The organism is Paraflavitalea soli (assembly GCF_003555545.1).
Taxonomy (GTDB): domain Bacteria; phylum Bacteroidota; class Bacteroidia; order Chitinophagales; family Chitinophagaceae; genus Paraflavitalea; species Paraflavitalea soli.
On the sequence record NZ_CP032157.1, the window covers coordinates 5,160,714 to 5,173,107 of the forward strand.

Consider the following 12,394-nt stretch of genomic DNA (forward strand, 5'->3'; position numbering starts at 1 on the left):
CTTTATTTTATTTCTCCTTCATCACATCTACCGTGATCGTGGAAGTACCCTGGTTGGGCGACGCCACGATGTTGAGGCTTTGTACTTTTATCAAAATGTTTTTGGTGGTGCCGCCGCCTGCCGGTGTCATCTTAGCCCAGATCAGCGAAGCCGTCGTATAGGTTGTTTGATTGGGAGCATTGGCATTGGGTGCGGATATGCCTGTGAAAAAGGCGTCACCAAGTTCGGTAATTGTATTGTTATTATACTTATTATATATGCTTGTTTCTGCTACTCCTGTTCCCAATACCCGGAAAACAGTTTTTTTCAGGGTATTGGCGGTAGGGGTTGCCGGCGTCCAGGCAGCACCACTGCACTTAAAAGTGGTAAGGGTAGCGGCTGAAATATTAGCCGGGTTGTTGAAAGCCAGGTTGCCCGAGCTATTGGTAAAGATGGCAAAGTCTACTTTGGCATGATTGGAAGGATCGTTCACCACCTCGCAGGCACTCAAAAAAGGCGTGGCCGGTTCGCCCAGGAAGAAACAGCTGGGTGAGTTGACGGTGGCAGTTCCCTGCGACATGAGGGTGATATTGTTCCAGCGATAATAAGGCAATATTTTTACCGGTACGGATCCGGCATTGCTGCTATTGGTACCGTCTTTCGCCACCAGCTTGCATTCTTTTACATTATCAGCAAAAGGAAAACCAGTGAGGCTGAAGGTATAATTGTATTCGTTGGCGGTGTTGCTCACCAGTACGGGTATCACCGGACCTTGAAGAGTTTCCCCACCCGCTGTAACGACCCAGGCCTCCACGGTCGACAAGGCAGTATAGGATTTAAGGGTACCGTTGATAGCAGGCGTTCCATCCGGCAGGGCTGCACGCAGGGTATCTGCCTCAAAACTGATGACGGGCTTGAAAGGAATATTTACAAACTGAATGACCTTCTCTGCTTTTAACCCGTAAATATCTACCGCTGTTACTTTCAATTGTCCTGCCCCCGGGGTATAGGTATAATTGTAATTAATGGTCACATCCTTGCTGCCACTGGGACTGATACTGTCTACTGTTGCAAAATTACCGGTGCTGTTGTCATAAAAATAGATCTTGCTGATACCGGTTGGGGAGCTTGCCTTACCGGTAATAGCTGTAGTACCGGTTAAAGAGGGTGTTACGGTTTCCGGTAGATCCTTCAGTACGGGCGCCGCCGGGTTGAAATAGGTGATCTTCACCAGTTTTTCCAGGGAGGTATTGTTGTCCTGTACGGCCAGCAGCTTGAGCCCTTTCACGCCCACCAGGTCAATATTGGGCCATACATCGGCTTTAATGGAAAAAGCATATTCTTTCTCACCAGCGGGAAAATCCAGCTGAATAAGGGAGTCGGCTTTACCCGTACGTTGTATGTAATAATAGAGTGTCTTCACGTTAATGTTGGTCGTTAATTTACCACCCACCGTTTTCTCCGGCTGAAAACCTTTGAGCGCCACATTCCAGGTGTAGTCTATCGCTTCCAGGTTGCCGGTAGGCTCGATGAACTTATCTTTCTTACAAGAGGCCATGACCAGTAACAGCGCCGCCAGAAAAATAAATGACTTGATCTGTATTTTCATATCGCAAACATTCAGTCGTTAATGGTTCTTGTTTTGTTGTCGCCCCGAGCTTGTCAAAGGGCCTTTTAAAACGGCTTCGACAAGCTCAGCCTGACACTAGCCTTCGACAGGCTCCTTTAGATCAGGGTTAGCCGCCCTTAGAGGGCGACCCACCCTTCAAGAGCCTTCGACAGGCTCAGGCTGACATCTCCTAATAACCCTGGTTTTGTGTGATCACAATCTGGTTATTGCTATCCATTTCCCGTTGGGGAATGGGCAATAGGGTACGGATCCTGATATTGTTCTTCAGTTCGTCCAGTGGTATGGCTGGTTTGAATTTCTTATAGTGTGTGTCGTATTCATAGGTGTAATAAGTGTTCATCACGTTCTCAAACTGACCGGTGCGGTAGAGATCAAACAAACGGTGGTTCTCAAAAGCCAGTTCAATCCTTCTTTCATCCAGCAGGCGGCCCAGGAAGTTGGCATCGGTAGTAGCTTCAGCTCCGGCATCGGGATAGAGGTAAAAAGCTGCGGTGAAATTGCCGGTGCCGGGATACACTATAGCCCCTGCCCTACTGCGGATACGATTGATGATATCAACAGCAGCCTGGCTAAAGCCCAGGGCTTCTGCCTTCAGCAGCAGCACATCGGCAAAACGGATCACCGGGAAATCATTTTCCGCATCATTCTTGATCATGACAGGTGAGGTAAATTTCTTCATATAAGGGTTGCCATTGTATTTGCCAATGGTTACATCCCTGCGTTTGTCGGCGCCACCGGTAGCAGGTACAATGTATTTAGACTCCATCTGGGCAGTGGGATAATTAAGGCCCGATCCGTTGCCGTTTACAATGGCGCTGCCGCTGTTGAGGGCTGCAAAACTATTGGCCATATAATTGCCCAGCCCCAATCCTCCGGCCTTGTAACGCACAGCGAAGACGATCTCTTTATTCATTTCGTTGTTGATGGAAAATACATCGGCATAGGAAGTCAGCAGATCGTGCCCGCTGGCCGTAATCACATCTTCCAGCAATGTCAGTGCATCTGTTTTGCGATTGGTGGACAGGTACACTTTGGCGAGGAGTGATTCTGCAGCCCATACGGTAGCGCGGCCAAGGTCTTCCTGCGCCTGTGCACTGAAGCTCTTACGGGGCAGGTAGTTCTTAGCTGCTTCCAGGTCGGCTACGATCAGTTTGTAACAATCATCCACAGATGACCGGTTGACCTGTTTCAGCTCGGCCGGTGTTTTGGGATCGGTGAGCAAGAACACGCCTCCAAACAGGCGCACCAGGTTGAAATAATGATAAGCGCGGATGAACAAGGCTTCCCCGGCCAGTTGCTTGCGGCGGTCTTCTTCCATTTGTGCGGTACCTTCTCCCAGGAAGATCTGGCCATTGCTATAAGACACACCCAGGCTTCTCAGTACATAATTGGCACTGCGGATATTTTTATAGGTATAGAACCAGTAATTGTACACCTGGCTATGACCAGAGTTTTGCAAGTAAGTATTCAGGTCGTTCAACTCTATATTGGCAACCGCTGTACTACCGGTAGCGCCCTGCTTGGTAACATCGGAGCGGAGTTCGGTCATCATCCATTCTGTTTCCAGTGGTTTTTGCAGACCATTATAACAACCCGTTAAAGCCACTTTCACCTCATCATAGTTCTTATAATAATTTTCAACATCTACATTCGACTCCGGCTTGAGGTCGATGATCTTGTTGCAGGAAGCCATCAGGCCTGCCAGCAACAAGGTGCATATGATATATGAGCAAGTTTTCATTGTATGCAGTTTATGGCAATTCGTTAGAAATTAATGTCAATACCCACTGTCACTGTTCTTCCAATGGGGAAGGCACCCCGCTGGTAACCGTCGATCAAGGGTGATGCATATTGATTGGAAGTCGTGCGCGCTTCGGGGTTGATACCGCGATAAGAAGATGACATGATATACAGCAGGTTTTCGCCGGAAGCATATACGCGCAGGCCATTCAGCTTCATGCGTTTTGAAACAGCAGTGGGCAATGAATAGCCCACTATCACACTGCGCAGCGCCACGTATGAACCATCTTCTATCACATAATCTGTCAGCATCCAGTCTGAGCCATTGGTACCGTACGGGGTTTTACCATCACCGGGATTGGCTGCACTCACCCACCTGGCTGCGGTATTGTAATTCTCATTGTACCACCTTGATTCGTTGTAGTTGGCATCGCCATTAATAAGGTCCAGTCCCTGCACGCCCTGAATGGTAATACTCACGTCGAAGTTCCTGTACTTAATATTGTTGGTCATACCCCAGGTAAAATCAGGGAAGGGGCGGCCCAGTACGGTACGGTCTTTTTCATCAATGCGTTTATTGCCATCCACGTCTACAAACTTCAATCCACCCGCCACAAAGTATTTGGAGAGGGAGCTGCTATAGCCTGCTGCCTGCGCATCGGCTATTTCCTGGTCAGACTTCCACACACCGTCGGTTTTGTAACCGAAGAACTGTACGGAAGGAGCGCCTACAATGGCTGCATAGATCTCATTGCGCTCCCCGTAATTGTATTGGAAAGGTTCGCCGCCCATGTCCAACAATTTATTTTTGTTGGTAGCAAAGTTGAACATGGTTACCCATTCCAGGTTCTTCCTGCGCAGGTTGTTGGAAGTAAGTTCCAGTTCAAAGCCCTGGTTGCGTACTTTGCCGATATTGTTCCAAAACTGGTTGGAACCGGAGAAAGACATGGTATTCTGTTTGAACAGCAACCTGTCGGTAGTACCATTGTAATATTCCAGGCTCATGGTAAGGCGGTCTTTGAAGAAACCGAGGTCGATGCCTGCATTGTACTGGAAGGTGCGTTCCCAGGTGAGCACATTGGGCAATACATCATTGTTGGCTGCGAGGCCATTGTTGAGTGTGCCGGTGCCGCCGCCCAGGGGATAATTGGCCATGTTCAACAATTCCAGGTAAGAGAAGGGTTCAATTTTGTTATTGCCCGTAGCGCCATAACTGGTACGCAGTTTCAGGTTGCTCAGCCAGTTGATGTCCTCCATAAATGGTTCGCTGCTGATGCGCCAGCCGGCAGATACGGCAGGAAACCAGCCATATTTTTGTCCCGGAGGGAAATAACCGCTACCATCTGTACGAAGGCTGGCAGACAACAGGTACTTACCCTGGTAATCATAATTCACACGGCCCAGGTAAGAGAGCAGGCCAATGGGTGTTTTAGTAGTATAAGTGCCTGCCAGTTCAATGGAAGAAGCCTGGTTCAATGTTTGGATATTATCGCTGGGCAGGTTCACGCCTGTGATCTGGCTTTCATTGATGGTTGTTTTCTGTGCAGTATATCCCAATACACCTGATAGTGTATGATCGCCAAAGGACGTATTGTAGTTCAGTGTATTTTCCCAAAGCAGGTCAATGAACTTGCGGGAATAGTTGACGCCCCTGTTCACATCGCCATCGGCTTTGGCATTGCGTTTGGAAAACGTATTGGTCTCAGTATAATTGAAATAAGCGCTGGCGGATGATTTCAGGATGAGCCCTTTCATGAGTTCAATGCTCAGGTCAAAACCACCCAGCACGCGGTAGTTATCACTAAAGCGGCTTTGCCTGTCGGCAATGGATTTGGGAGTATTGTTGCTGGAAGAGAAAGGAATTAGTTTGCCACCTGTAGCGGTAGGATCGGTAGCACTGTTGTAATAGCTGCCATCGGGCATATAACCCTGGTATACCAGGTTGGAGAAATGACCTGCCTGTGCCCAATCACCCGGCCTTATGCTGGCCCATTGGGGATTCTGGTTTACAAAAGCCGCTGTGGCTGTAGTATGATAGACGGGCAAGCCGGAATAGAAACGGTAATAATCGGTATAGTTTACCGCAGGCAATTCACTGCGGGTATAGGAAGGATTTAAGTTGAGGCTGAACTTCACTTTTGAACCGAGGTTACCATCCAGTTTGGTTTTAAAGTTCATGCGGTTATATTCATTGTGGGTCATGATCCCTTTGTCGGACTGGTAATTGCCGGAAATATAATAGCGCACATCTTTTCCGCCGGATACGCCCAGCTGCATATTGTAAATAGCGGCATCCTGCAATCCTTCATCCTGCCAGTCGGTGCCATCGCCATTACGCAATACGCTTTCTACCAGGTAGCGGGCTTTTTCCTGCGGGGTAATGAGGTTTTGTTTGTCGGCAGTCACGGTAGGATCTTTTGCCCGCATGGCAGCTTCGTCGTACATTTTTTGCGTGTACGCGGTTGTGCTCATGATGGGGTGCAGTTTGTAGGGGCTCTTTACGCCGTAATAAGACTTCACGGTATACTTTGGCTTATTAGTCTTGCCGCTTTTGGTGGTGATGATGATGACGCCGTTGGCGCCGCGGGAACCATAGATGGCTGCGGAAGCGGCATCTTTCAATACTTCCACGGATTCCACATCATATGGATTCACCATCGCCAGGCCATCGGGCACGGGGTGGCCATCTACTACTACCAGGGGATCGGCATTGGCGCTGATGGAGCTAAGACCCCGTACGCGTACCCGGGGAGTGGTACCCACTTCGGAGCTGAGGTTTTGAACGGTAACGCCGGCCATCTTACCGATAAGTGCTTTGTCGAGGCTGGAGGTAGGGATTTCATCCAGGTTATCGTTTTTCAGTTTGGCAATGGAACCGGTAAGGTGTGATTTCTTTTGCGCGCCATAACCGATCACCACCACATCATCGAGGGTGGCGGCGAGGGTACTGAGTTGGACCGTCAGGAAATCCTTGCCATCCAATTCTACGAGGTGGTTTTTGTAGCCAATAGCGGTGATCATGAGTTTGCCGGAACTACGGCTGCTGAGTTTGAGGGAAAAGTTACCGGCACTGTCGGTAGTAACACCCGAACCGGTTTTACCGCCTACCGCGCTAACGGAAACATTTGCGAGTGGCAGGCCGGTTTTGGCATCGGTGACCTTTCCCTTGACGGTATTCTGGGCCCAGGCGCTGAGGTTAAAAAGGAGAAACAAGAGCAAAAGGGGTTGGAGCTTTCCCATATAGCAAGCGATTTATCGTTATTAAACCAAATTGGTCAACCAATTATTGGTTGACCAAATATTGGATTAATCTGCTGCACTTCCAAATTAAATTTGGTAAAGAGGTGGAGTATGGTATTAGGCAGGTACCCCCGAAATGGTATTGAAGGCCGGTTAAGATTCACTTAAGACAGGAGGTTAAAGCGCACTTACTAAGGGTTTGGAGATTTGCTTAATCCACAGCCGCCCTTCACCCGGCAGACAGCCATTAAGTAACTGGCAGATCGCTGCGAGTACACTTCGTATGGAGGCATGACCCTCGGGCCAGCGGGCAGAGCAGCTAAGGAAAGTTTTCCAGCCTGGGATTTCACCAGATAGATTTATGACGTATATTGTTGACAGACAACCCTTAAACAATTTTTGAATCTGCTGAAACTCTCTACAACCTACATCCCTTAACCCCCAACTATGAGCTTATACACGACGATGTAAAGAAATACAAGACCTTATTTTTTCAAGTCCTGCTCAGTAACATCGTTGCGACCACGGGTACTTATGTCTTACTTAAGAATAATTCCTGCTGGCTGTGATCAAGAAAAGTTGTGAGGAATGATCTTAATTGACAATGATAAATTTATATCTTAAATATTATGAACACCGACCACAGCCATCACGACAAAGAAGCTAAACAGGCCATACTTGATAACATTGAAAAATATGGTTGCCATTTAGCATTGCTTGAACCCGATAATTATTTACCGGGATTTGCTTATACTATTGGTCTCTTCAAAAGATTTGGTCACCCTGAGATCATATGTTTTGGCTTAAAAACAGAAATATTGGGTTCTTTATTGAATGAGGCCTGTAACCGTATCATGAATGGCGAAACGCTTACCACCAATAAGCTTTATTCCGGATTCCTGGGAGGGCACCAAATTCAGTTCCTGCAAGTTGACAAAGAACATTACCAAAACTACGTAGGTTATGCTGGTTGGTTTTATGATCAGACCTTTGACTTTCCGTTGCTGCAACTTGTATGGCCCGACAAACAGGGCCATTTCCCATGGGATAAAGACTTTAATGCCGACTGGAAATTCAAACAGCCACTCCTTGACCGAAATACGGACTTTAAATTCTATGAGGAGAGGAACTTAGGAGTTTATACAACAAAGCAGGCATTTGAAGGAGATCCGATATTATACATTTACCACAATGATGATGGCGATTGGCAGTTTCATACCAGTTTAGACCCTGCTTTGGACGATGCACAGTTGGTTTGTCTCGAGGAAATCACTAAACTCGATCCCTCCATCAATGAAATTTATCATTTACAATACGGCTGGTGGGCATGGCGGGATAGTAAAGATGATGAGTGGCAATATGAAGAGCGGGCTACAGAAGAATAGAAAAGATGTAAAAATAACCCTTTAAAAAAACAACACCCTAAAATGGAACCAGTAGAGATCAGACTAAACCCAAAACGGTTTATCTTCTTAACACTTATGTTATTAATCCCTTTAGGGGTAGGAATCTACTACATTTATTTTTCCGGTAAGTTCCACAAAACCACTGAACTATTTGATATCATGTCCTTGTTAATACTGGCCTTCGTGGTTATTTCCTTTATTACCCTGTCAGAATGCTTATTAAAAAAGAACCTATTCTAACACTTACCAGATCCGATATTACGATCAACCTTCGCAGAAATCCTATTACCTTTCTTTGGCAACAAATTACCAAATGGGAAATCATAAATGAAGAAGGCCACAAAATTCTAATTCTACATACCGCAGAAACCGAAAAGAAGATTAACCTTTCATCACTTGATATGAAACCTGACGAGATTGAGGAGCTGTTGATGAAATATAAGAAAATATGAGCCGGCGTCGACAAAAGAAATAAAACGAAGCAGAAGCTTAGCCACTAACTCAGCTCCGAATGATAACCGCGGAGACGTAGAAGGCGCCCATTAGCGGCGAAAGCGTCCGGGCGGAAATAAGCTTACACGTTGTTGCTCCTAATAGTTCTACGTCTCCGCGGTCAGCTAATTATTTTGAGGTGTACTTTTTAAATTGTTTCAGGTCTGTTGGGCTGGCTGGCTTCACCTGTACGGCAGCGCCGCCACCGGCAGCCAACTTCAACCTCAATGTATTGTTACTGTCGACCAGGAAGGTCTCAATCCTGTAGGCTTCGGGATTCGACTTCCAGTCTGCCCCGGGCGCATCACCATAGATCACGGCTACGTATTGCTGTCCTTTATCTAGAAAAGAGAGGGGTAGCACGGCCGTGCGGTTATTCTCATCAGTAATAGTGCCAATAAACCAATTTGGCTTACCTTTTTCCTTACGTGCTATACTTATATAATCGCCCGGCTCGGCTTCAATGATCTTTGTATCGTCCCAGTCTACCGGTACATCCCTGATAAACTGAAATGCATCGGGCTTAGCGGCATAATTCTCCGGCAGATCGGCCGCCATTTGCAGGGGACTGTACATAGTCACGTACAAGGCCAGTTGTTTTGCCAGGGTAGTATGCATTTGCCTTTCAGGAGCGTAGCCAGTATACCCTTTCATTTTAAAGATACCAGGTGTATAGTCCATCGGGCCTCCCATCAGCCTGGTAAAGGGCAGGATGGTCTCATGTTCGGGTGGACTGCCAATGCTGAAAGCATTGTATTCATTGCCCCTACCCGCTTCGCTGGCCATCCAATTGGGCCAGGTGCGGTGCTGGCCGGTGGGCCGCATGGGTTCATGCACATCGATGGCGACCTGGTGCTCTGCGGCCTTCCGCGCCACACGGTCATAATGGTTCACCATCCACTGACCATCGTGGTGCTCGCCCCGGGGAATGATCTTTCCAACATAACCTGTTTTCACAGACGTATAGCCCATCAGGCTCATAAACCGGTAGGCGGTGTCCAGCTGGCGTTCATAATCGGTAGCTGAGCCGGAGGTCTCATTGTGCATGATCATGGTCACGCCTTTGGAAGCAGCATACCGGGTGATCTCGCGCACATCAAAATCGGGATAAGGAGTGGTGAAGGAAAATACATTTTCTTTCCAGTTGCCAAACCAGTCTTCCCAGCCTGTGTTCCAACCTTCTACCAACACACCTCCAATTCCATTGGCAGCTGCAAAGTCGATATACTTCTTTACGTTGGCGGTATTGGCGCCATGGGTACCATTGGGGATCAGCTTTCCATTGGCATCTGTACTGTCCGGAAAATTGGAATAGTTCCAGGTAGCTTTAGCGGTTTGCATTTCCCACCATACGCCTACAAACTTCATGGGCTTAATCCAGGAGGTATTGGTAAGGGTGGTAGGCTCATTGAGGTTTAATATCATTTTGGAAGCCAGCACATCGGCTGCTTTATCAGATACGATAATGGTGCGCCAGGGCGTATTACCCGGTGCGTGCAGGTAGGCTTTATTTCCCGTTGCATCGGGCACCAGGCTGGATGATAGGGAAAAACGTGCCCTGTCTACATGTAATTGCATGGCTGGATAGTTGATCAGCGCAGCCTCATGAATATTAATGTACAACCCTTCCTTGCTCTTCATCATCAATGGGGTTTGCACGGCATAGCGATCAGGTGCTGTACGAACGGCAATATCCGTAGAGCTTTTCACAATGCTGGTATTGTCTATCGTGCTCAGTGGCGAAGTAGTGTAGAGATACTCATTGGTATCGTAGTCGCCCGGTATCCAGAATGTTTTGTGATCACCTGTTAAATTGAACTGTGTCAATTCATCGGCTACGATGAAATATTTCAGGTTGGGCTGCAGGGGAAATTCATACCGGAAGCCCACGCCCTCCTCAAATACACGAAACACTATATTGAGCAGGCGGTTGGGCGCTTTGCGCTGCCGCAGGACCACGGTGAGCTCTTCATACTGGTTGCGAATGGTATTCACTTCTCCCCATACGGGCTGCCAGGACTCATTGACTGCACGGCGGCTGGTATGCAACAGTTCAAATCCTTTATAAAAAGTACTGTCATCTGTTAAGGAGAAACCCAACCTGGAAGGGGTAATTACCTGTTGCTGGTTATATTGTACTGCATAGGCAGGTGTGCCATTTGCATCGAGTACAAAGTCCAGCTTCACCTTGCCTATGCTAACCTGAACAGGGTTGACGGATTGGGCAGACACCCGGGATACCAGAATCACCAAAAGTATATAACAACTAATTTTTTTCAATATCATCATACTGCTGTGTTTTTACGTTGTATCTTATTCTACTGCCGCTGCTGTTGTGGACAATGCGCCCAGGATCGATCTCCGGTAGTGATCTGTTTCTGTACTCCAGGAATAAGTAAGGCGATCGGCCCTGATGGGCTTATTGGTGATCTGCCCGGGTGTAACAAACTTTTTAAGGGTAATACCATTGCGGATAATGGCTACCCGTACGGCGCCTTTTTGTTGCACAATCCTGGATACGGTAAAACCAGCGGGCACCTGTACCATCTTATCATTGATCATCAATTGGGCCTTATCCTGTAAGATGGTTACCACTTCTATGGAGTCTTCCTCTTTGCGTTGTACCGCATCCTGCTGAAAGCTTTCTACGGGTATATTGTAAGGCGCCGGATCAATATCATGCCGGTACTTCTTAAAGAAGGCAATGGCAATATCATTGTCCTGGTAAGGAGAAGATTCTTTTTTCCATATACTCTTATAATATTTCAATAAGAGGGAGAAGCCATCATTGTGGTTGATCTCGGGCGCCAGGTGGTGTCCTTCGGGGTAATCATTCCAGGTAATGATATTCATAATGGATACATCCTCTGCTATCCCAAACTCCAGCATTTTCCGGAAGTTCCACGATAAGCCGGTGGCAATGTATTTACGTTCTACTTTATTGATCCCTGCGCTGACGGCTTCGCTGGCATAATGGAACATATCCCAGGTGCCACGCTTCAACAGTTTGGAAGTATAAAAGTCATTGAAGGCGGAGCCCATAAAGGACCTGTTGCGTTTGCGGCAGGCATCTGCCACGACCTTGCCGGCGTAATCGTTGGTGAATGATACTGTCCACATCCATACAGCCGGAAAATAATCCAGGTATTCATTAGCTTTCTGTTCGTCGATCCGTTCATTGATGGTACGGGCCAGTGCAAACTTTTCGTTTACGGCATCCCCCAATCGCTTATAAGCGCGGGCTACATAATAGCTCTCCGGCAGGCCCTGCCTGTCGGCCGGAATATCGGCCAGGCTTTCTCCATACCATAGATACAGGAGTAACCGGCCATCGGGTGTACGCAGCCAGTGGGGATTGTTTCTGCCTACCTCGTTGAAAATACCATTCATACGCCTGGCCAGCTCGGCAATCTTGGCTTCTTCGGTAGAGCCGCCGGGATGTGAGACACAGAGGGTGAGCTTAAAATCTAATTGTTGTTTATCTGCTACCCTGAAATAAGCTTTGATGATCTCATCCCAGTCAGGCGCGCCCAGCACATAATAGAACTGGAAACCGTCGATGCCACTTTGCATCGCAGTACGCATTTCAAACTCTACGGTCTCCTCCAGGGTTTTGTCTTTCAGCAATGAATCGGTCATCACTTTCACCTGGGTAAGGCCACCCAGGGATGCCGTGCTATTGCCTTTGGTGGCATAGTATTCGGGATCACAGCTATCTTCGAGTTTATGACCTTTGTAGCGAATGATATTCGTCATGCAATGCGCGATCACCAGTTTTTTATTGCTGATGGGCATACTGAGTTCGGGCAGGTTTTTCAGATTGTCCTGCGCAACAAGATGGATGGATGTTATCAACAACATCCATCCTATTAACGATCCCCGGAAAAATTGTTTCATATGCTGCCTT

The 12,394-nt window shown here is 47.5% G+C and carries 7 protein-coding genes; 2 read left to right on the forward strand and 5 right to left on the reverse strand.

What is annotated here, in order from left to right; all coding sequences use genetic code 11:
• Positions 1–7: 7 nt before the first annotated feature.
• The 3 genes from D3H65_RS19235 to D3H65_RS19245 form a co-directional block, all read right to left on the reverse strand.
• On the reverse strand, positions 8–1,588 hold the full coding sequence (locus tag D3H65_RS19235; protein WP_119051863.1) for a hypothetical protein: 1,581 nt from the start codon (positions 1,586–1,588) through the stop codon (positions 8–10).
• Positions 1,589–1,778: 190 nt separating this feature from the next.
• Positions 1,779–3,350 carry a RagB/SusD family nutrient uptake outer membrane protein gene (locus D3H65_RS19240; protein WP_119051864.1) on the reverse strand — a complete coding sequence of 524 codons (1,572 nt, stop codon included), beginning with the start codon at positions 3,348–3,350 and terminating at the stop codon, positions 1,779–1,781.
• 23 nt (positions 3,351–3,373) lie between these two features.
• Positions 3,374–6,589: a SusC/RagA family TonB-linked outer membrane protein gene (locus tag D3H65_RS19245; RefSeq protein WP_119051865.1), complete on the reverse strand. Its 3,216-nt coding sequence runs from the start codon at positions 6,587–6,589 to the stop codon at positions 3,374–3,376.
• Positions 6,590–7,218: 629 nt separating this feature from the next.
• Between D3H65_RS19245 and D3H65_RS19250 the strand changes: the two genes are divergently transcribed.
• On the forward strand, positions 7,219–7,974 hold the full coding sequence (locus D3H65_RS19250; protein ID WP_119051866.1) for a DUF4262 domain-containing protein: 756 nt from the start codon (positions 7,219–7,221) through the stop codon (positions 7,972–7,974).
• A gap of 233 nt (positions 7,975–8,207) precedes the next feature.
• Positions 8,208–8,447, forward strand: a complete 240-nt coding sequence (locus D3H65_RS33580; protein ID WP_119051867.1) for a DUF5673 domain-containing protein — start codon at positions 8,208–8,210, stop codon at positions 8,445–8,447.
• Positions 8,448–8,616: 169 nt separating this feature from the next.
• Here D3H65_RS33580 and D3H65_RS19260 read toward each other — a convergent pair whose 3' ends face one another.
• A complete protein-coding gene (locus tag D3H65_RS19260) occupies positions 8,617–10,776 on the reverse strand; it encodes a glycoside hydrolase family 97 protein (RefSeq protein ID WP_245999535.1) in 2,160 nt (719 codons plus the stop codon).
• A 24-nt stretch (positions 10,777–10,800) separates the two neighbouring features.
• Positions 10,801–12,384 (reverse strand): endo-1,3-alpha-glucanase family glycosylhydrolase, encoded by a 1,584-nt coding sequence (locus D3H65_RS19265; protein ID WP_162915724.1) that lies wholly within the window; start codon positions 12,382–12,384, stop codon positions 10,801–10,803.
• Between the last annotated feature and the right edge of the window lie 10 nt (positions 12,385–12,394).